The sequence below is a fragment of the Thiohalospira halophila DSM 15071 genome (genome assembly GCF_900112605.1).
Taxonomy (GTDB): Bacteria; Pseudomonadota; Gammaproteobacteria; order Thiohalospirales; family Thiohalospiraceae; genus Thiohalospira; species Thiohalospira halophila.
Genome location: NZ_FOMJ01000001.1, coordinates 159742 through 177953, shown reverse-complemented (window position 1 = coordinate 177953; position 18212 = coordinate 159742). Strand labels below are relative to the sequence as shown.

At 71.0% G+C, this 18212-nt stretch carries 22 protein-coding genes; 9 read left to right on the top strand and 13 right to left on the bottom strand.

Going from position 1 to position 18212, the window contains the following annotated elements; genetic code table 11:
* Positions 1–59: 59 nt before the first annotated feature.
* Positions 60–323 (top strand): type II toxin-antitoxin system Phd/YefM family antitoxin, encoded by a 264-nt coding sequence (locus BM272_RS00900; protein ID WP_093426877.1) that lies wholly within the window; start codon positions 60–62, stop codon positions 321–323.
* On the top strand, positions 320–580 hold the full coding sequence (locus tag BM272_RS00895; RefSeq protein WP_093426876.1) for a Txe/YoeB family addiction module toxin: 261 nt from the start codon (positions 320–322) through the stop codon (positions 578–580). Before BM272_RS00900 ends, BM272_RS00895 begins: the two co-directional genes overlap by 4 nt.
* Before the next feature lie 15 nt (positions 581–595).
* Here the strand turns inward: BM272_RS00895 and BM272_RS00890 are convergent, their stop codons facing one another.
* From BM272_RS00890 to gspC, 12 genes are read right to left on the bottom strand one after another with little or no spacing between them, the layout of a single operon-like run.
* Entirely contained in the window at positions 596–1396 is an 801-nt protein-coding gene (locus BM272_RS00890) for a type II secretion system protein N (protein ID WP_093426875.1), read from the bottom strand.
* A 1-nt stretch (position 1397) separates the two neighbouring features.
* A complete protein-coding gene (locus BM272_RS00885) occupies positions 1398–1901 on the bottom strand; it encodes a type II secretion system protein M (protein WP_093426874.1) in 504 nt (167 codons plus the stop codon).
* Positions 1898–3091, bottom strand: a complete 1194-nt coding sequence (gene gspL, locus BM272_RS00880) for a type II secretion system protein GspL (protein WP_159432976.1) — start codon at positions 3089–3091, stop codon at positions 1898–1900. Before gspL ends, BM272_RS00885 begins: the two co-directional genes overlap by 4 nt.
* Positions 3092–3104: 13 nt before the next feature.
* Positions 3105–4049: a type II secretion system minor pseudopilin GspK gene (gspK, locus tag BM272_RS00875; protein WP_159432975.1), complete on the bottom strand. Its 945-nt coding sequence runs from the start codon at positions 4047–4049 to the stop codon at positions 3105–3107.
* Positions 4050–4068: 19 nt separating this feature from the next.
* A complete protein-coding gene (gene gspJ, locus BM272_RS00870; RefSeq protein WP_093426871.1) occupies positions 4069–4686 on the bottom strand; it encodes a type II secretion system minor pseudopilin GspJ in 618 nt (205 codons plus the stop codon).
* Complete coding sequence (gspI, locus tag BM272_RS00865; RefSeq protein ID WP_093426870.1) at positions 4683–5051, bottom strand: type II secretion system minor pseudopilin GspI; 369 nt, start codon at positions 5049–5051, stop codon at positions 4683–4685. The genes gspJ and gspI overlap by 4 nt, the downstream gene beginning before the upstream one ends.
* Positions 5045–5596: a type II secretion system minor pseudopilin GspH gene (gene gspH, locus BM272_RS00860; protein ID WP_093426869.1), complete on the bottom strand. Its 552-nt coding sequence runs from the start codon at positions 5594–5596 to the stop codon at positions 5045–5047. The genes gspI and gspH overlap by 7 nt, the downstream gene beginning before the upstream one ends.
* Positions 5562–6011, bottom strand: coding sequence for a type II secretion system major pseudopilin GspG (gene gspG / locus BM272_RS00855; RefSeq protein WP_093426868.1), 450 nt, complete (start codon positions 6009–6011; stop codon positions 5562–5564). The genes gspH and gspG overlap by 35 nt, the downstream gene beginning before the upstream one ends.
* Before the next feature lie 34 nt (positions 6012–6045).
* A complete protein-coding gene (gene gspF / locus BM272_RS00850) occupies positions 6046–7266 on the bottom strand; it encodes a type II secretion system inner membrane protein GspF (RefSeq protein ID WP_093426867.1) in 1221 nt (406 codons plus the stop codon).
* 3 nt (positions 7267–7269) lie between these two features.
* Entirely contained in the window at positions 7270–8808 is a 1539-nt protein-coding gene (gspE, locus tag BM272_RS00845) for a type II secretion system ATPase GspE (RefSeq protein ID WP_399348299.1), read from the bottom strand.
* Positions 8805–10892, bottom strand: coding sequence for a type II secretion system secretin GspD (gene gspD / locus BM272_RS00840; RefSeq protein ID WP_093426866.1), 2088 nt, complete (start codon positions 10890–10892; stop codon positions 8805–8807). Before gspD ends, gspE begins: the two co-directional genes overlap by 4 nt.
* A 10-nt stretch (positions 10893–10902) precedes the next feature.
* The gene (gspC, locus tag BM272_RS00835) at positions 10903–11766 is read right to left on the bottom strand and encodes a type II secretion system protein GspC (RefSeq protein ID WP_159432974.1); all 864 of its coding nucleotides are present in this window, start codon (positions 11764–11766) and stop codon (positions 10903–10905) included.
* A gap of 142 nt (positions 11767–11908) precedes the next feature.
* Here gspC and hpnD point away from each other — a divergent pair, with 142 nt between their 5' ends.
* The 3 genes from hpnD to BM272_RS00820 are packed head-to-tail and all read left to right on the top strand — an operon-like array spanning position 11909 to position 14823.
* Entirely contained in the window at positions 11909–12769 is an 861-nt protein-coding gene (hpnD, locus tag BM272_RS00830; protein WP_093426864.1) for a presqualene diphosphate synthase HpnD, read from the top strand.
* Positions 12766–14055 (top strand): hydroxysqualene dehydroxylase HpnE, encoded by a 1290-nt coding sequence (gene hpnE, locus BM272_RS00825; protein ID WP_093426863.1) that lies wholly within the window; start codon positions 12766–12768, stop codon positions 14053–14055. The genes hpnD and hpnE overlap by 4 nt, the downstream gene beginning before the upstream one ends.
* A 24-nt stretch (positions 14056–14079) precedes the next feature.
* Positions 14080–14823, top strand: a complete 744-nt coding sequence (locus tag BM272_RS00820; protein WP_093426862.1) for a YciK family oxidoreductase — start codon at positions 14080–14082, stop codon at positions 14821–14823.
* Between the two features lie 6 nt (positions 14824–14829).
* Here the strand turns inward: BM272_RS00820 and amrS are convergent, their stop codons facing one another.
* Positions 14830–15933 carry an AmmeMemoRadiSam system radical SAM enzyme gene (amrS, locus tag BM272_RS00815; RefSeq protein WP_093426861.1) on the bottom strand — a complete coding sequence of 368 codons (1104 nt, stop codon included), beginning with the start codon at positions 15931–15933 and terminating at the stop codon, positions 14830–14832.
* 118 nt (positions 15934–16051) lie between these two features.
* Here amrS and amrB point away from each other — a divergent pair, with 118 nt between their 5' ends.
* From amrB to BM272_RS00795, 4 genes are read left to right on the top strand one after another with little or no spacing between them, the layout of a single operon-like run.
* Positions 16052–16876, top strand: a complete 825-nt coding sequence (gene amrB / locus BM272_RS00810) for an AmmeMemoRadiSam system protein B (protein ID WP_093427417.1) — start codon at positions 16052–16054, stop codon at positions 16874–16876.
* A complete protein-coding gene (amrA, locus tag BM272_RS00805) occupies positions 16869–17477 on the top strand; it encodes an AmmeMemoRadiSam system protein A (RefSeq protein ID WP_093426860.1) in 609 nt (202 codons plus the stop codon). The genes amrB and amrA overlap by 8 nt, the downstream gene beginning before the upstream one ends.
* A gap of 30 nt (positions 17478–17507) precedes the next feature.
* Positions 17508–17897 (top strand): DUF2237 family protein, encoded by a 390-nt coding sequence (locus BM272_RS00800; RefSeq protein WP_093426859.1) that lies wholly within the window; start codon positions 17508–17510, stop codon positions 17895–17897.
* A gap of 10 nt (positions 17898–17907) precedes the next feature.
* Entirely contained in the window at positions 17908–18207 is a 300-nt protein-coding gene (locus BM272_RS00795) for a YciI family protein (RefSeq protein WP_093426858.1), read from the top strand.
* The last annotated feature ends 5 nt before the right edge of the window (positions 18208–18212 follow it).

The following is an 18212-nucleotide window of genomic DNA, read 5'->3' as shown; positions in this document are numbered from 1 at the left end:
TGACGTCGAGTTGCCTGCGCCCTAACCTGACAGGAAACCTGTCACTGAGACAAGAAGCCATGGATACCATTAGCTATACCGAGGCGCGCAACCGCCTGAAGGAACTCCTCGACAGAGTCGAAACCGACCATGCCCCGGTGCGAATCGAACGCCGGGGCGGAAGCGCCGCGGTCATCATGGCCGAGGAAGACTTCAATGGCCTGCAGGAGACTCTCTACCTGCTCGGGAATCCGGCGAATGCAGAACGCCTGCTCCAGGCTCGTGCTCGGGGCGAGGATGATGCGCTCTCGCTGGAAGAAGCTCGAGAAAAGCTGACCCAATGAGGCAGGTCCTCCTGGACCCGGCTGCACTGGAAGACCTGCAGTGGTGGCTCCAGAAGGACCGCCGCACTGCCACCAAGATCCTGGGCCTGATCGAGGAAGCAGCCCGTGATCCCTTTCAGGGACGAGGCCGTCCCGAGGCCCTGAAATTCGAGCTATCCGGCTGCTGGTCCCGACGTATCAACCTTGAACACCGCCTGGTATACGAGGTCGGCGAAGATATCCTGCGGGTTCTCTCCTGCCGCTTCCACTACCGATAGTCCCCTCTCTCACCTCTAGAAGGACGGCAGGGTGATCCGCCCGCTGTAGCGCAGACGGTAGCCCCCTTGCCCGGACTCCTCGGCCATCATGGCCAGGCTGCGGCCCAGCACCCCCTCGGGGTCGCGTGCGGCGACCCGGGCGTCCACCTGCCAGCGCCCCGCCGGGGAGAGGCTCACGGTACCGTCCGCCTCCAGGGGGCCCTCGCCGAGTTCGGTGACCTGCCCCCGGGTCCCGCCCCCCTCCGGCGTCTCCAGGGTGACCTCCAGGTCCCCGAGCTCGGCGCGCTGGGCGACGGTGACGGCCGCACCCCGCCAGGTGATCCCGCCATCGGCCCGCTGGAGGCCGCCATCGGCGAGGGTCGCCTCCAGCTCGCGGAGGAAGACCTCGCCCTCGACGGCCGGATGGCGCCAGCGGGTCTGGCCCTGCAGGGGCGGGATGGCCAGCCGCCCCCGGGGCACCGTGAGGTGCAGAGTGCCATCGAACTCGCGCTCGACGAGCGCCTGCATCTCCAGGTGGCGATCCTCCACGGCAAGGTCCAGGCTCACGCCCCCGGTGAGCAGTGCCGCCGCGTGGAGCTCCCAGGAGAGGCCGTGGAGTCGAACTCCCCCCGCCTCCACGGCGGTGGCCCGGCCCTCCCAGAGGCTGCCACTGAGCCCGTACAGGCCCACATCACCGGGGAGGTAGGGTTCCGCCAGGCCGTAGATCCGGTCCGCCGGCGCCCGGGCCAGGAGGAAGGCGAGAAAGGCGACCAGCCCCAGCAGGACCAGCCCCGCCACGCGCCACTTGCCGCCCCGGCGGCCTGCCTCCTTCTCCATCTCAGCGCTCCTCCAGGATCAGGCTGCCGTTCACGCGGCCGGGCTGGTCGGTGCGGTCCAGGCGGACCCGCACCGGCCGGATCATCTGCCGACGCTCCAGGCCCTGGAGCCAGATCATGGCGCGGCGGAAGTCGGCCCCTTCCAGGTCGGCGCGGAGTCGGCCCTCCCCCTCGCCGGTCAGGCGGACCAGGCCGTCACTGACGCCGGACTCCTTCGCCGCCGCCTCCACCCGGTCCTGTAGCGGACCCGAGGGGACTTCCCCTCCCCGGGACTCCCTCAGTGCCTCGGCCTCGGCGGCGGAGCTGCGCAGCCAGGTCACCAGCTCCTGCCGCGATTCCACCTCCGTTTCCAGTTCCGCCAGCGCCTTCGCCGTCGGCTGCCAAAGGCCCGCGTAGAGCAGGGTCACCAGAAGCACCAGGCCACCGATGCCGAGGATCCACTGCTCCCGCGGCTCCCGCGCCATCCAGAATTCGTTGACTCCGTCCCGGATCGCCGTGGTGTTCATGTCGCCTCCCGCAGCCGCAGCTGGATCTCGTCCGCCCGTTCGCCGGCGACCTGCGTCTCGACGCCGGCCTCCCGGAGATCGCGGCGCAACTCCTCCAGCTGCGCCCCGTCCGCGAGGGTCGCCCGCAGCTCCAGAACACCGTCGCCGTAATCCAGCCGTTGCAGCTCGATCCCCTCGCGTTTGGCGGCGACCTCGCCCCAGGTGGACACCAGCCTCCGGAAGGGGCTGATCTCGCCGCTGCCGCGCAGGTTCTCCAGCACCCGCCGCACCTGGACGCGCGGGTCCACCACGCGACCGATCTCCGGGAATTCCTCCTCGATGAGGGTCTCCGCCTCCGCCTTCAGGGCCCGGCTCTCCGCCTGCAGGGCCAGGTAGTCCCAGATCAGCAGGCCGCCGTGGAGGAGGAGCGCGACCCCGGCCAGGGCCGCCGGCAGACGCCAGCGCCGCAGTCGCCGCATCCAGTCCTCGCGGGGGCTGTAATCCCCCTGGAGGAGGTTGAGGCCGCTGGTCGCCCGTCGCGCCAGGAGGCCCATGGCCCCTTCCCGGGCCGCCTCCACTTCCACCTCCACGTCTTCGCCCAGGGAAGGGGCGGTCTCACCGTCGGTCCAGAGGCGAAGTCGCCGGGGCAGCTCGTTCCCCCCCGGAGGAGCCAGCGCCCCCGACAGGACGGCCGCCAGCGCTTCCGCCTCCAGGGTGAAGCCGTCCTCGGGACCGGTGCGCACCACCACCGGGCCCTGCGCACCCGCCGCCAGTGCGGTCCACTCACCGGGCCCCGGTTCCGGCAGGGCCAGGGCATCCGGGATCAGCGCCCGGGGCCGGATCCCGGCTCCGACGAGGCTCTCCAGCCAGCCATCCATGCGTTCCCGGGTGACCACGGCGCAGGCCACGCCGGCATCGCTGCGCTCCCCCAGGGCGAAGTGGAGATCCTCCACCTCGTCCACCAGCCAGTCCTCCAGGGCGTAGGGGACGGCCCGAGCCAGGCGGATGCGGCTCACGGCCGGCAGCTCCGCCCGGGCCAGCCAGACATCGTCGGTGGGCACCAGGACACGGACCGGCCGCCCCTCGAGTCGGCGGGCCACGGCCTCCAGGTCGCCGGTGTGGATCCGACCGCCCGGGGAGCCATCGGCGGCCACGGCCACGCCCTCGGCCTGGCCGTCTTCGCGGAGTCGGAGGATGAAGATCTCGCTCACGTCTGCATGTCCCCTAGAAGGCCCCCTGGGCCTGCTGGATGGTCCGTATCCCGTTGCCGGTGCGTTGGAGCAGGCTGAACAGGGTGACGCGCCGTCGCCCCACATCGCCGCGCGCCTCGACGAGGAAATGGTCGCTGGTGACACCGAAGCCCTGGAGGAACCACTCCTCCAGGTCCGGATCGCGATCCAGCGCGGTGGCCAGCGCCGGCTCCGCCGCGGCTGCCTCGAGTTCGGCGAAGCCGCTCTCCTCCCGGGCGGCCACCAGCTCCTGCGCCCCGGTCTCGCCCACCGTCGGGGCGATGGCGGCCAGCAGCGCCGGTTCCGCCGTATTGATGTTCACCCTGGTGCGCCGGGGCAGGGCGATGACCAGGGGCTCCAGCACCCGCCAGGTAGCATCGTCCACACCCCGCACCAGCCGTAGTTCACTGGCGCTGAAAAAGGGCCGCCCGGCTGTGCGGTACGGCTGGGTGAGGCCGGTGTAGTAGCTGTCCTCGGCCCCGCCCCGCGGCTGCGGCCGATCGTCGGTATCCACCCAGTCCACCGCGGCCCCGGCGATGGCGGGATCCAGCTCCAGATAGTCGAGCAGGCGGCGAAAATAGGCGATATCGCCGTCCGAGGGGGCCCCATTCGGGGCCGTCAGGTTGTTCAGGTTGAACCGCCCCTGGGCATCCCGGATCCGGCCGCTCACCGTTCCGCCGGCGACCTCCATGGGCGGCAGCGGCCGCGCCCAGCCCTCCCCGGCATGGTCCACCTCGGACTGCCGGGCATCCTGCCGGAGCACCCGACCGGCGAAGCGGGCCGCCCCGTCGGCCAGCAGCCCGGCCTGCTGGCGCTCCAGGACGTTGCCGGTGCGCCGCAGGTCGATGCTGAACCGGCTGCTCATGCTGGTCGCCAGGATCGCCACCACGGCGGTGATCAGCAAGGCCGTGATGAGCGCCACGCCGCGCTGTCCGGCCATTCGTTCCGCCCTGCGCCCCTCAGCCATCCGCGGGAACCTCCCAGACGCGCCGCCAGACGGTCCCTTCCTCCCCGCGACGGCGGAGTTCCAGCTCCACGCCGCGCGGCAGGGCCGCGGCCTCCGCTCCTTGCCCCGGCGGCGGCCACTGGGGCCGCCACTCCCCCTGCTCGTCCATGAAGCGGAAGGTGATCCCCTCCACCTCGCCCAGCAGCGGCATGACCACCGGCTCCATCCCCTGCACCCGGTCGAGCTGCGGCCAGGCGTAGCGGACCAGTTCCCCGTCGCGCACCCCGTAGCCCACCCGCTGCAGGTGGCTGCGGCGCTCCCCCGCCGGGTTGGCGTACCCCGTGCGCGTGAAGGCCACGGCGCGCTGGCGTTCCGGCGGCGTGCGAAAGGCCGTCACCGGATCCCCCAGCTCGTCACGCACCGGCCGCGGCACCGCCTGCTGGATATCCCGCTCCATGAGGAGGAAGGCGGTCTGCAGCTGCTCCAGCTCCTCGGCCTCCTCCCGGACCGCCTCGTGGTTGGCCAGGACCCCGCGCAGGCCGCCGTAGGCCAGGGCCGAGAGGATGGCGAAGATGGCCAGCGCCACCAGCAGCTCCACCAGGGTGAAGCCGCCCTCGCCCCGCCCCGTCATGGCTCCTCCAGGAAGCCGACGCGCTCGACAATGGCATCGTCCCGGTCGCTGCTGGCGTGCACGCGCACCTCCAGCCGGCGCATGGCGGCCATCTCGGTGGTGCGGACCTGGGCCTCCCAGAACCAGGTCCGCCCCCCGTTGGTACTCTCTCCGCGCCAGGTATCCGGCTCCGGCCAGGGCTCCTCCAGCCGCTGCTCGGCGAGGACGTTCATGGCCACCCAGCCGGCCTCGGTCCGGTCCCGCAGCTCCGCCGTCCCGCGAATGGTGCTGCCGGCGCTGGAGACCAGCGCCCCCAGGGCGATGCCGAGGATGGCGGTGGCCACCAGCACCTCCAGCAGGGTAAAGCCGCGCTGGCCGCCTACCATGCCGCCGCCTCCGCCTGGATGGCGCCGTGCTCCAGCCGCCCCGCCCGGTCACCGGTGATCCGGCGCAGGGGCTCGCCCTCGGCGCTTACCAGGCGCAGCTCGAAGGGGGTGACCTCCCCGCTGGCCAGGAAGTGGATCGCCGTCGGGCCCGCCTCCTCACGATCCGCCTCTCGCTCGGCCGAAGTCCCGGAAAGACCCTGGTCCAGCCGGGCCAGCTCCAGCCGGAGGCCGCCCGGGAGTTCCCGGGGACGGAAGGGGCCCTCCAGGGCATTCCATCGACCCGGCCCCCGGGCCTCGAAGCGGTAGCCGTCCTCGGCCGGCAACAGGCGCCGGCTGGCGCTGTCCAGGATCGCCTCCTGGCGTGCCAGCCGGCCCAGGACCACCAGCCGCTGGGCCTCTTCCCGGGCGTGGCGGTCCGCCCCGGCCAGGTCGATGGAGAGGGTGCTCATGCCCAGAACGATGCCCATGATCGCCATGACCACGAGCAGTTCGATCAGGGTGAAGCCCCCGCTAGTTCTCCAGGTTCCAGTTGCCGATGTCGGCATTCACGTCCTCGCCGCCGGATTCGCCGTCGGCTCCCAGGGTCCAGATATCCACCTCGCCGTGCTCGCCGGGCTGGAGGTAGCGATACTCGTTGCCCCACGGGTCCTCGGGGATCCGGTCCATGTAGCCCCCCTGCTTGTAGTCCGCCGGTTCCGGCCCGGTATCCGGGCGCTCCGCCAGCGCCTCCAGCCCCTGGTCGGTGGTGGGATAGCGGTGGTTGTCCAGCCGGTACATGTCCAGGGCGTTCTCGAGGGAGCGGATATCGCTCTTGGCCTTGAGGATCCGGGCCTTGTCCGGCTCACCCATGATGTTGGGGACCACGAAGGCGGCGAGGATCCCGAGGATCACCACCACCACCATGACCTCGATGAGGGTGAAGCCGCCCTGCCGGCGGTTAGTGCGGTTGATTCGCTGCATGTCGTCGTCGCCTCGTTGCAAAGGGCCGATGGGGCTATCCCACCAGCTGGTTCATGTCGAAGATGGGCAGCAGGATGGCGAGGACGATGACCAGCACCACCCCGCCCATCACCAGGATGAGGATGGGCTCCAGGAGCCCCATGAGCGCCGCCGTGAAGCCCTCCAGCTCCTTCTCCTGGGCATCGGCGGCGCGCTCGAGCATGGCTTCCAGCCGGCCACTGGCCTCGCCGCTGGCCACCAGGTGGATGGTCAGCGGCGGGAAGAAGCCGCTGGCCGCCAGGGCCTTGTTGATGGCGCTCCCCTCCCGCACCCGGCGCGCCGCCTCCTCGACGGCGGCGCGCATGGCCCGGTTGCGCACCACCTCGGCGGCGATGCGCAGGCCGTCCAGCACCGGCACGCCGGCCCCGGCGAGGATGGCCAGGGTCCGGGCGAAACGGGCGGCATTGAGCGCACGGATGATCCGACCGGCCAGCGGCAGCCGCAGGAGGCTCCGGTCGAAGCGCATGCGCGGCCCCTCCCGGCGCAGGGCCCAGGCGGCGCCAGCGGCGCCCACGGCCAGCAGCAGGCCGGCCAGCGGCCCCCAGGCGCGCACCCCGTCGGAGAGGCCGATGAGCAGCCGGGTCAGAAGCGGCAGCTGCTGGTCCATGCCCTCGAAGACGCGGACCACCTCCGGCACCACGTAGGCCAGCAGCACCACGACCACTCCCACGGCGACCAGGGAGACCAGCACCGGGTAGATGAGGGCCACCATGAGCTTCTGGCCCACGGCCTGGCTGTTCTCGGTGTAGTCGGCCAGCCGCTCCAGGATGGCGTCCAGGTGGCCGGCATGCTCGCCGGCGGCCACGGTGGCGCGGTAGAGGTCGGGGAAGACCCGGGGGAAGGCGGCCAACGCCTCGGCCAGCCCGTATCCCTCCAGGATCCGCGAACGGACCCCCAGCACCACCCGGCGTACCCGCATGCGTTCGCTCTGCTCGCCCACCGTGGCCAGGGCCGACTCCACCGGCATGCCGGAAGAGACCAGGGTGGCCAGCTGCCGGGTAATCACCGCCAGGTCGTTGCCGCTCAAGCCGCGCTGGAACTGCAGACGCGGCCGGCGGCTCGAGCTGCTCCGGCTCTCCTCGACGGCCTCCACGGTCACCGGCGACCAGCCCTGATCCCGCAGACGACCCCGGATCTGGCGGGCGGTATCCCCCTCCAGAACGCCCTTCTTCTCGCGACCGCGGGGGTCCAGGGCGGTGTACTCGAAGGCCGCCACGACCTAGTCCTCCTGGGTCACGCGAATGACCTCTTCCATGCTGGTCTCCCCGGCCAGGACGGCGTGGATCCCCTCCTGCCGGATACTGCGGGAGTTCCGCCGGGCTTCGGCCTCCAGGGCCTGCTCGCCGGCGCCCTCGTGGATGAGGCCGAGCATGGCGTCATCGATGGTCACCAGCTCGTAGAGCCCCTTGCGGCCGTTGTACCCCTGGCCGTTGCACGCCTCGCAGCCGCCGGGGTGATAGAGGGTGGGCGGGTCGGCGGGGTCCAGCCCCAGCGCCCGGCACTCGGCCTCATCGGCGGTATAGGGCCGGCGGCACTCGTGGCAGAGGCGGCGCACCAGGCGCTGGGCCAGCACCCCGATGAGGCTGGAGGCGAGCAGGAAGCGCTCCACTCCCATGTCCCGCAACCGGGTCACCGCCCCCACGGCGGTATTGGTATGCAGGGTGGAGAGCACCATGTGGCCGGTGAGCGACGCCTGCACGGCGATCTGCGCCGTCTCCAGGTCCCGGACCTCGCCGACCATGACGACATCCGGGTCCTGCCGGAGGATGGCGCGCAGCCCCCGGGCGAAGGTCATCTCCACCTTGGCGTTCACCTGGGTCTGGCCGATGCCGTCCAGGTAGTACTCGATGGGGTCCTCCACCGTGAGGATATTACGGCTGGACTCGTTGAGCCGGGTCAGCGCGGCGTAGAGGGTGGTGGTCTTGCCGGAGCCGGTGGGGCCGGTGACCAGCAGGATCCCGTGGGGGTGGTGGATGAGGCGATCCACCCGGTCCCGGGTATCCTCCGGCATGCCCAGGTGCTCCAGGTCGAGCTTGCCGGCCTGCTTGTCCAGCAGGCGCATGACCACCCGCTCCCCGGCGCCGCCGGGGAGCGTGGAGACGCGGACGTCCACCGCCCGGCCGGCGATACGCAGGGAGATCCGGCCATCTTGCGGGACCCGCTTCTCGGCGATATCCATCTGCGCCATGACCTTGATACGCGAGACCAGTAGCGGCGCCAGGGCGCGATTGGGCTGGAGGACCTCGCGCAGGACGCCATCCACGCGGAAGCGCACCCGCAGCCGCGCCTCGTAGGGCTCGATGTGGATATCCGAGGCGCCGATCTTCACCGCCTCGGTGAACAGGGCGTTGATCAGCCGGATGATGGGGGCATCATCCTCGCTGTCCAGCAGGTCCTGGGGCTCGGCCAGCTCCTCGGCGACGCTGGCCAGGTCCAGGTCCTCCCCCAGCGCCCCCATCTCCTGCATGGCGTCGGCACTGCTGCCCTCGTAGGCCGCCTGGAGCTCCTGCTCGAAGGCCTCGGCCTCCACCATCTCGGGAACGAGGGGGCGACCCATCCAGCGGCGCAGCTCGGCCAGCGCCCCGGCATCGGCGCCGCGCCGACAGGCCAGGCGCACGCGGCCGTCCTCCTCCACCCCGCGTACCAGAAGGCCGTGGCGCCGCGCCCAGGCAAAGGGCACCTGGTGGATGGACGCCTCGGCGTCCACCAGCGGGGCCGGGGCCGCCTCCGCGGCGGCCTCGAACTCCGCGATGCTCACCGCGGCAACCTCCCGGCGCTCCGGGCAGCGGACGGCGGCGGCGCGACCGGCGCCGGATCGATGTCGGGATTGCGGGCTCGGGGCTCCCCGGTCGAACGAGGGACCTCCTCCGTCGACACCTCGTCCGCCCCGTTCCCGTCATCGCCGGGGCGGTTCCCCGGATAGGGCGCGGGCAGCTCCAGGAACTCATCCAGGTCCTCCATCACCGGGCTGGCATCGCTGTCTCCCAGGCGGCGGAGGCTGTCCCGCGTGTCCAGCTGGCGCTGGCGCAGGGCCGAGTACTTGGCGCTGGAGACCCGCTGGGCATCCTGGCCGTCCCGGAGGATGGTGGGCCGCAGGAAGATCATGAGGTTGCGCTTGACGGTACTGGTCTTGTTGTAGCGAAACAGCCAGCCGAGGACCGGGATGTCGCCGAGCAGCGGCACGCGCTGCTCGTTGACCTGCTCCTCCTCGTCGATGAGGCCGCCGAGCACCAGGATCCGACCATCGTCGACGATGACGTTGGTCTTGATCTCGCGCTTGTTGGTCACCGGCCCGGTGTCGGTGTTCTCCAGCACACTGGAGACCTCCTGCTCGATGGCCAGGCGCACGGCACTGCCCTCGTTGATCTGCGGCGAGACCTTCAGGGTCAGACCGACATCCTCGCGCTGGATGGTCTGGAAGGGGTTGTTCGGCGTGCTACCGCTACCGGTGCTGGTGTACTGGCCCGTCACGAAGGGCTGATTCTGCCCCACCACGATCTCCGCCTCCTCGTTGTCCAGGGTGACGAGGCTGGGCGTGGAGAGGACGTTGACGTTGCTGTCCGAGGAGAGCGCCCGAACCAGGCCGGCGAAGTCCGTTTCCGCTGCCCCGATCTGCCCGAAGGCGGCGGACATGCCGTCACCGAGGTTGGCACCCCCGCCCTGGGCGATGCTGGAGGCCAGGGGGACGATGCCGCTGTTGCCGGTGGAGAAGTTCACCGCCCCGGCAGGGCTGACGCCGCCGCCGTTGGTCCCGTCCACCAGCCACTGGATCCCGAACTCCCGGCTGGTATCGGCGGAGACCTCGGCGATGATGGCCTCCACCATGACCTGGGCGCGGCGGATGTCCAGCCGGTTGATCACCGAGCGGATGGCACGCATGCGGTTCGGCGGCGCGGTGATGACCAGGGCGTTCGTCCCCTCGTCGGCCTGCATCCGCACGCCGGAAAAGGGGCTTCGAACGCGGGCCTCGCCCTCATTGTCATCACCGGTCTCGCCCTCGGGCAGCCCCTGAAGGACCTTGATGATCTCCTCCGCCCGGGCATAGCGCAGGTAGATGACGTGGGTGTTGCCCTCGTCGGTGGAGACCGGCGTATCCAGATGGTGGACCAGCGCCTCCATCCGCATGCGATCCGCCGGGTCGCCGCGGAGAATGACGCTGTTGGTGCGGGAGTCCGCCACGATGCGCGCGCCCTGGTCATTCTCCTGGCCGGCCTGCTCCATCTGCTCCACGATGCGGACGACCTCCTCGGCCGCCGCCTGCTCCAGTTCGATGACCTTGGAGCGGCCCTGATCCGGGCGATCCAGGCTGTCCACGATGCCGACGAGACGGTCCGCATTGCGGGCGCGGTCGGAGAGAATAAGGGTATTGGTGGGCTGGTAGGCGGCCATGTGACCCTCCTGGGCCACCAGGGGGCGCAGGATGGGCACCAGCTGGGCAGCCGGGACGTGTTCCACGGTGACCACCCGGGTGACGAATTCGCCCCCGGCCCCCGCGCCGTTCGTGGGGATGGCCCCCTGCTTGGCCCGGGAGGCGGGGACGATCTGGGTGGTGTCGCCGTCGGGGACGGCGGTGAAGCCGTGGACGTCGAGGACGGAGAGGAAGGCCTCGTAGACCGCTTCCCCCTCCAGTGGCTGAGAGGAGACCAGGGTCACCTGCCCCTTCACCCGGGGGTCCACGACGAAGTTCCTGCCTGTCGCCTCGGAGACGGTTTCCACCACCGCCCGCAGATCGGCTTCCTGGAAATTCAGGGTCACCGGCTCCGCCGCGGCCCCGCCGGGGAGGAGCGTCCACAGGGCCAGCCCCAGCAGGCTCCGGCGAATCCTTCCCCTCGACTGACTCATCCCGTGCTCCTCATTGCAGTCTCATCTCGATCCGCCGGCGCTGACCATCCCGCTCCACTACTACGGACAGCGTATCGGCCTCGCCCAGTTGGTTCATCAGTTCCATCCCGCGCCGCGGGCTGTCCAGAGGAGTACCGTTGACCTCGGTGATGATGTCCCCCGCCTCGAAGCCGAAACGGCGGAAGAGCTCCCCCTCGCTGCCGGGACGCACGCGATAACCGCGGACCTCGCCGTTCTCCCGGACGGGGCTGGCGCGGAAGATCCCCGCCAGGCTGCCGGGGTCGTTGCGCAACCGGTCCCGGAAGTCCCGCACCTCGGACTCCGAGAGGTCGGGTTCAATATCGCCGGTGGAGACCAGATCATCCTCCCGCTGCGCCGGCCGGGCCAGGTCGGTGCGCGGCATGCGGAGTTCCTCGAAACGCCCGTCACGCCGCAGCAACACGCGGTTCTCGAAGACCCGCTCGAGTACCGCGCCGCCCGGGAGGTTGTCACCGGGGCTGTACCCCTCTTCCCCCTCCCGGCCGGCGATGATGGCCCGGGAGGTCGCCGGATCGCCGGTGGCGATAACGCCGCGCAGGACCAGCTGCAGGGTGGTCTCCGGTGCCTCGGTGATCCCGGCCTCGCCGTCGGCCGTCTCGTCCGGTTCCCCGAAGAGGGCGTGGCGGGCGACATCGGGCCCGCGTTCGTCGCTCACGCTGGCGGCCTGCGGTGCGGCAGCCGGGGCCGGCCCTTGACCGGCAGCGGGCATCAGGCGCCAGGCAATATCCGCCGCGGCCGCTGCGATGGCCACCACCAGTAGCGCCTCGGCCACCGCCCTGGACAGCGCTACCAGGCGGGCCGGGTCGACACCGGCAAGAATATTGGGTGGATTCATGAACCCCCTTCCGACCCTCGCAAGGCCTCCGCACTCTATGACAATCCGGTTACCGCGAAGTGACAATCCGCTTTTTCGTTCATTGGTATGATAAGTGTTTACACGGCACAATCCCATGCTCCCACCCCCAGTTGAGGGATCCATGACCCCCGACGAGTACTGCCAGGAGAAGACGGCCGCCAGCGGCTCCTCCTTCTACTACAGCTTCCTCTTCCTCGATCCCGACCGGCGCCGGGCCATCACCGCGCTGTACGCCTTCTGCCGCGAGGTGGACGACGTCGTGGACGAGTGCAGTGAGCCCAGCGTTGCCCGGATGAAGCTGGAGTGGTGGCGCCAGGAGGTGGAGCGGCTCTTCGACGGCCAGCCGCAGCACCCGGTGGCCCAGGCCCTGGCGCCGTGGCTGGAGCGCTTCGACCTCCCCCGCGAGCATTTCCATGAGGTCATCGATGGCATGGAGATGGATCTGGACATCCACGACTACCCGGATTTCCGGACCCTCTCCCTCTACTGCTATCGCGTGGCGTCGGTGGTGGGCCTCATGGCCGCCGAGATCTTCGGCTATCAGAGCCGCCAGACCCGGCAGTACGCCAACGACCTGGGCATGGCCTTCCAGCTCACCAACATCCTCCGGGACGTGCACGAAGATGCCCAGCGCGGACGGATCTACCTCCCCGCCGAGGATCGCGAGGCCCATGGCGTCAGCCGCCAGGACCTGCTCATGGGGCGGGAGACCGAGGATATGCGTTCACTCTTCGCCTTCGAGGCCGACCGCGCCCGGGACTACTACCGCCGCGCCCTGGAGGGGCTGCCCGAGGAGGACCGCTACGCCCAGCGCAGCGGGGTCATCATGGCGGCCATCTACCAACGGCTCCTCGACCGCATGGACGCCGATGGCTACCACGCCATGACCCGGCGCTACCGCCTCCCGGCCTGGCGCAAGCTCTGGGTGGCCTGGCGCACGGCCCGGCGGGAGGCGAAGCGGGCGCGCAAGGCGGGGCAATGACCGCACCGCTTATCGTCGGGGCCGGCTGGGCCGGGCTCGCCGCCGGCGTGGAGCTGGCCGCCGCCGGCCGCGCCCCCGTTGTTCTGGAGGCGGCCCCCCGCCCCGGCGGCCGTGCGCGGAGCCTGGCCGAGGGGCGCGACAACGGCCAGCACCTGCTCATCGGGGCCTACACCGGGGTGGAACGGCTCCTCGGACGGATCGGCGTGGACATCGACACCGCCTTCCACCGCGAGCCCCTGGCCCTCCATGTCGCCGACGGCGACGAGGCCCTGGCGCTGACCGGGAGCCGCCTGCCGGGCCCGCTCCACGCCGTGGGCGCCCTGGCCGGAGCCCGCGGCCTGGGACCGGGGGGGCGCCGTCGGGCGCTGGCCTTCGCTGCGGCCATGGCGATGCGCGGCTTCCGCCTGCGCCGGGACCGGACCGTGGCCGAACTCCTCGCCCGCCACCGGCAGGGGGCCACCGCCCTGCGCCGGCTCTGGACGCCGCTGTGCCTGGCCACCCTCAATGCCCGCCCCGAGCACGCCTCGGCCCGGCTCTTCCTGCGGGTCCTCGCCGACGCCTTCGGCGGAGGCCGCCGGAACGCCGAGCTCTGGTTCCCGCGGACCGGCCTGGGCGCCCTCCTCCCGGAGCCGGCGGCCGCCTTCATCCGCGACCGGGGTGGCGAGGTCCACACCGGCGAGCGCGTCCGCGCCCTGACGACAAGCGAGGGGGCCGTCACCGGCATCGCGACCCGGGGGGAACGGCGGACCGGGCCCGTCCTCCTGGCCACCGCGCCCTGGCACGCCGCCAGGCTGCTGGAGCCCGTGCCCGGGGGCCACGAGCTGGCCGACCGGCTACGCGGCCTCGGCCACGGCGCCATCACCACCGTCTATCTGCGCTACCCGCGCCACGTCCACCTGGACCCACCGCTGTGGGCCAGTGCCGAGACACCGAGCCCCTGGATCGTGGATCGCCGCACCGCCGGTGAGCCGGGCTGGATGGCCGTGGTGACCAGCGCCGACGATTCCGGGCGAAACCGGGCCGCCTGCGCGCGGGAGGCCGCCACTACCCTGGCCGCCCTGCGCCCGGACTGGCCGCCGGCGCTGGAGAGCCGGGTGATCCGTGAGCGTCGCGCCACCTTCCATCCGGCTCCGGGTGTGGACGATCACCGCCCCGCCGTGGATGCCGGCCCCCCCGGTCTGTGGCTGGCCGGCGATTACACCAGTACCGGTCTGCCGGCTACCCTCGAAGGGGCGGTTCGCAGTGGCGTAGAATGCGCCCGGAACCTGCTGGCCGCTCCGGCCTAACCCCATTTCAGGAGGAACCCTTCCATGCTCGACTATCAGGCCGCTCCCGACCTGCTCCGGGACCGCGTAATCCTGGTCACCGGCGCCGGTGACGGCATCGGCGCCGCCGCCGCAGAGACCCTGGCTGCCCACGGCGCCACCGTGGTCCTGCTGGGCCGCACCATCCGCAAGCTGGAAGAGGTCTACGACCGGATCGAGCAGGCCGGCGGGCCGCAACCCGCCATCTTCCCCATGAACCTGGAGGGGGCCGCCGCCAAGGACTACGACGAACTCGCCACCAAGGTGGACGAGGCCTTCGGCCGGCTGGATGGCCTGCTCCACAACGCCGCCAACCTCGGCTCGCTGACGCCGCTGCACCTCTACAGCATGGAGATGTGGCCCAAGGTGATGCAGGTGAACCTCAACGCCCCCTACCTGCTCACCCGCGCCTGCCTGCCCCTGCTCCAGGCCAGCGAGGACCCCTCCGTGGTCTTCACCACCGCCGATGTCGCCCGCAAGGGCAAGGCCTACTGGGGACCATTCGCCGTCAGCCTGGCCGGTACCGAACGGCTCATGGAGATCTTCGCCGAGGAGCTGGAGGGCGAGGGGATCCGCTGCAACAGCCTGGACCCGGGCCCGGTGAACACCGGCCTGCGCCAGCGCGCCTATCCCGGCGAGGACCCCACCGAACTCCTGCAGCCGGCGGACATCACCCCGGCCCACCTCTACCTCCTGGGCCCCGACAGCCGCGGCCAGACCGGCCAGGCCTTCAGCGCCCAGGGCGACTGACCCCCGCTAGACGGCCATCCGCTGCAGCCGCACCGGCTGGCGGCGGGAGCCCCAGTGGCCCGGCTCGGCCTCGAAGACGCCGGGGATGGAAGTGCCGCACTGGGCGCAGTGGCCGTGCTCGTCCAGGTTCCAGGCGGTGATGGTGTAGCCGTGGCGGCCGATAAGCGCCGCCCCGCAGCCGGGACACCAGGTGGTGCCCCCCTCGTCATCGATCACATTGCCGATGTAGACGTACTGCAGGCCTGCATCCCGTGCAAGCTGCCGGGCATGGCGCAGGGTCTCCGGCGGCGTTGGCGGGACATCGCTCATCTTCCAGTCGGGGTGGAAGGCCGTGAGATGCAGGGGCACCTCCGGTCCCAGCTCATCCCGGATCCAGTTCGACATCGCCACGATCTCCTCGTCACTGTCGTTGTGGCCCGGGATGACCAGGGTGGTCAGCTCCAGCCAGACATCGGTCTCGTGGTAGAGATAGCGCAGGGTGTCGAGCACCGGCTCCAGATGGCCGCCGGTTAGCTTGCGGTAGAAGTCCTCGGAGAAGGACTTCAGGTCCACGTTGGCCGCATCCATGTAGCGGTAGAACTCCGCCCGCGGCTCGGGCGAGACATAGCCCGAGGTCACGGCCACCGACTTGATCCCCCGCTCGGCGCAGGCGGCGGCGATGTCGATGGCGTACTCGTGGAAGATGATGGGGTCGTTGTACGTGTAGGCGATACTGCGGCAGCCGTAGGCCTCGGCCGTGCGCGCCACCGTCTCCGGATCGGCGCGATCGGCCAGGGTGTCGATCTCCCGGGACTTGCTGATGTCCCAGTTCTGGCAGTACTTGCAGGCCAGGTTGCAGCCAGCGGTGCCGAAGGAGAGCACCGAGGTCCCCGGCAGGAAGTGGTTGAGCGGCTTCTTCTCGATGGGATCGATGCAGAAGCCGCTGGAGCGGCCGTAGGTGGTCAGCACCACCTCGCCGCCCTGATTGGCGCGCACGAAGCACAGCCCGCGCTGGCCCTCGTGCAGCTTGCAGAAACGGGGGCAGAGATCGCACTGCACCCGGCCGTCGTCCAGGGTATGCCAGTACTTGGTCGGTACCGTCTCCTCGCCTTCCAGTCCCACGTCGGTCATGATTTTCTCCTCGGGTTCCGGGGATCCCCTTGGCCGGGCCGGTCGGCGATCCCATATTTCCGGTATCGCGATCGACGCTTCGATCGCCGCTACCGAACATATGGAGGATCAACCCATGATGGACAAGGGTACGGAACCCCGGATCCGGCAACCGGCCGTCGCCGGCATGTTCTACCCCGACGATGCCGACGCGCTGCGCTCGATGGTCCGGGACTACCTGGCCGAGGCTTCAGCGCCCACCGGCGAGCCCCCCAAGGCGATCATCGCCCCCCATGCCGGGCTCCCCTACTCCGGGCCGGTAGCCGCCACCGCCTATCGCACGGTGGCGCCCCTCAAGGAGACCGTCCGTCGGGTGGTCCTGCTGGGGCCGTCCCACCGCGTCCCCTTCCGCGGCCTGGCGGCGCCGGATGCCGAACAATTGCGCACCCCGCTGGGCGACATCCCGGTGGATACCGACGCCCTGGCCGAGATCGCCGAGCTGCCCGATGTCGGCATGCTGGACGCCGCCCACGCCGCCGAGCACAGCCTGGAGGTCCAGCTCCCCTTCCTGCAGGAGGTTCTGGGGGACTTCCGGATCGTGCCGCTGGTGGTGGGTGATGCCGACCCCGACACGGTAGCCGCCGTCCTGGAGCGGCTGTGGGGCGGGCCGGAGACGCTCATCGTCATCAGCTCCGACCTCTCCCACTTCCACGACTACGCCACCGCCAACCGCATCGACGAGGCCACGGCGCAGGCCATCGCCACCCTCCACCCGGAGCGGGTGGACCACGAGGGGGCCTGCGGCTTCCACCCGGTGCGCGGCCTGCTCACCAGTGCCCGGAACCACGGCCTCACCGGCGAGGTCCTGGACCGGCGCAACTCCGGCGACACCGCTGGACCGCGCGACCAGGTCGTCGGCTACGGCGCCTTCGCCTTCCACGAACCGGAGCCTGCCCATGGCTGAAGAGACCATCGACGCCGCCACCGGCCAGGCCCTGGTGGAGCTGGCCGGCCGGACGCTGGCCGCCGCCACTGCCGGTGAAGCGCTCCCGACCGCGCCCTCGGAACCGCCAGCCCTGACCGCACCCGGGGCGGCCTTCGTCACCCTGCAGCGCGAGGGGCAGCTCCGGGGCTGCATCGGCTCCCTGGAGGCCCATCACCCCCTGGGCGAGGATGTCATCGCCAACGCCCGGGCGGCCGCCTTCCGCGATCCGCGCTTCCCGCCGCTGCAGTCGCCCGAGCTGCCGGGGCTGCACGTGGAGGTCTCGGTTCTCACGGCGCCGGAACCCTTCCCCTTCACCGACGAGGCCGACCTCCTGAACCGACTGCAGCCCGGGGTGGACGGCCTCATCCTGGAGGCAGGGGCCCGCCATCGGGGCACCTTCCTGCCGGCGGTATGGGAGAGCCTACCGGAGCCGCGGACCTTCCTGACCGAGCTGCGGCGCAAGGCCGGCCTGCCGTCGGACTATCCCCTGACGGAGACAAGACTGTGGCGGTATACCACCCACGCCTTCGGCGGTATCATCCGCGACATGACTGGCGAAGTCCGCCCGGACAGCGCCTGAACCCCGACCCATTCGAAAAGGGGAGCCCCCATGTCCGAGAACCCCTTCCGCAACGTCCTGGGAACGCCGCTGGAGCCGTGCAACCCGGCGCTGTCGGCCGGCTTCTACCGCACCGGCCGCTGCGAGACCCGGGATGGCGATCCCGGCAACCACTCCGTCTGCGCAGAGATGACCGACGAATTCCTGCGCTTCAGCGCCTCCCGCGGCAACGAGCTGCGGGCACCGGTGCCGCAGCTCGCCTTCCCCGGCCTGGCGGCGGGGGATCGCTGGTGCCTCTGCGCGGCGCGCTGGCAGGAGGCGCTGGAGGCCGGTGTGGCACCGCCGGTGGTCCTGGAGGCCACTGAGGACATCGCCCTGGAGGTGGTCCGGATGCAGGACCTCCAGGCCCACGCCACTGCCGGCGATGCCACCGACCGCTGAGGGAGAGACCATGCTCTACGCCATCCGCGGCATCGACAACGAGGACAGCCTGGAGGGGCGCAAGGCGGCCCGGACCGACCACCTAGCCCGCCTGGAGGCGCTCAAGGAGGAGGGCCGCCTGGTCCTGGCCGGTCCCCTGCCAGCCATCGACAGCCCCGACCCGGGTCCGGCCGGTTTCACCGGCAGCCTGGTGGTGGCGGAGTTCGACTCCCTGGAGGCGGCCCGCGCCTGGGCGGACGCCGACCCCTACGTAGCCGCCGGCGTCTATGACCGGGTGGAGATCGAACCCTTCCTCCACGTCCTGCCCTGACCCCG

What these genes read in the sequence shown, in the direction of transcription:
- BM272_RS00890 (WP_093426875.1), bottom strand. Translation starts at nt 1,396, where the DNA reads ATGGAGAAGGAGGCAGGCCGCCGGGGCGGCAAGTGGCGCGTGGCGGGG.
- BM272_RS00820 (WP_093426862.1), top strand. Translation starts at nt 14,080, where the DNA reads ATGCTCGACTATCAGGCCGCTCCCGACCTGCTCCGGGACCGCGTAATC.
- amrB (WP_093427417.1), top strand. Translation starts at nt 16,052, where the DNA reads ATGGACAAGGGTACGGAACCCCGGATCCGGCAACCGGCCGTCGCCGGC.
- gspG (WP_093426868.1), bottom strand. Translation starts at nt 6,011, where the DNA reads ATGCAGCGAATCAACCGCACTAACCGCCGGCAGGGCGGCTTCACCCTC.
- BM272_RS00795 (WP_093426858.1), top strand. Translation starts at nt 17,908, where the DNA reads ATGCTCTACGCCATCCGCGGCATCGACAACGAGGACAGCCTGGAGGGG.
- BM272_RS00885 (WP_093426874.1), bottom strand. Translation starts at nt 1,901, where the DNA reads ATGAACACCACGGCGATCCGGGACGGAGTCAACGAATTCTGGATGGCG.
- hpnE (WP_093426863.1), top strand. Translation starts at nt 12,766, where the DNA reads ATGACCGCACCGCTTATCGTCGGGGCCGGCTGGGCCGGGCTCGCCGCC.
- BM272_RS00800 (WP_093426859.1), top strand. Translation starts at nt 17,508, where the DNA reads ATGTCCGAGAACCCCTTCCGCAACGTCCTGGGAACGCCGCTGGAGCCG.
- hpnD (WP_093426864.1), top strand. Translation starts at nt 11,909, where the DNA reads ATGACCCCCGACGAGTACTGCCAGGAGAAGACGGCCGCCAGCGGCTCC.
- BM272_RS00900 (WP_093426877.1), top strand. Translation starts at nt 60, where the DNA reads ATGGATACCATTAGCTATACCGAGGCGCGCAACCGCCTGAAGGAACTC.
- gspK (WP_159432975.1), bottom strand. Translation starts at nt 4,049, where the DNA reads ATGGCCGGACAGCGCGGCGTGGCGCTCATCACGGCCTTGCTGATCACC.
- gspC (WP_159432974.1), bottom strand. Translation starts at nt 11,766, where the DNA reads ATGAATCCACCCAATATTCTTGCCGGTGTCGACCCGGCCCGCCTGGTA.
- gspH (WP_093426869.1), bottom strand. Translation starts at nt 5,596, where the DNA reads ATGCCGACATCGGCAACTGGAACCTGGAGAACTAGCGGGGGCTTCACC.
- gspI (WP_093426870.1), bottom strand. Translation starts at nt 5,051, where the DNA reads ATGGTAGGCGGCCAGCGCGGCTTTACCCTGCTGGAGGTGCTGGTGGCC.
- BM272_RS00895 (WP_093426876.1), top strand. Translation starts at nt 320, where the DNA reads ATGAGGCAGGTCCTCCTGGACCCGGCTGCACTGGAAGACCTGCAGTGG.
- gspJ (WP_093426871.1), bottom strand. Translation starts at nt 4,686, where the DNA reads ATGACGGGGCGGGGCGAGGGCGGCTTCACCCTGGTGGAGCTGCTGGTG.
- gspD (WP_093426866.1), bottom strand. Translation starts at nt 10,892, where the DNA reads ATGAGTCAGTCGAGGGGAAGGATTCGCCGGAGCCTGCTGGGGCTGGCC.
- amrS (WP_093426861.1), bottom strand. Translation starts at nt 15,933, where the DNA reads ATGACCGACGTGGGACTGGAAGGCGAGGAGACGGTACCGACCAAGTAC.
- amrA (WP_093426860.1), top strand. Translation starts at nt 16,869, where the DNA reads ATGGCTGAAGAGACCATCGACGCCGCCACCGGCCAGGCCCTGGTGGAG.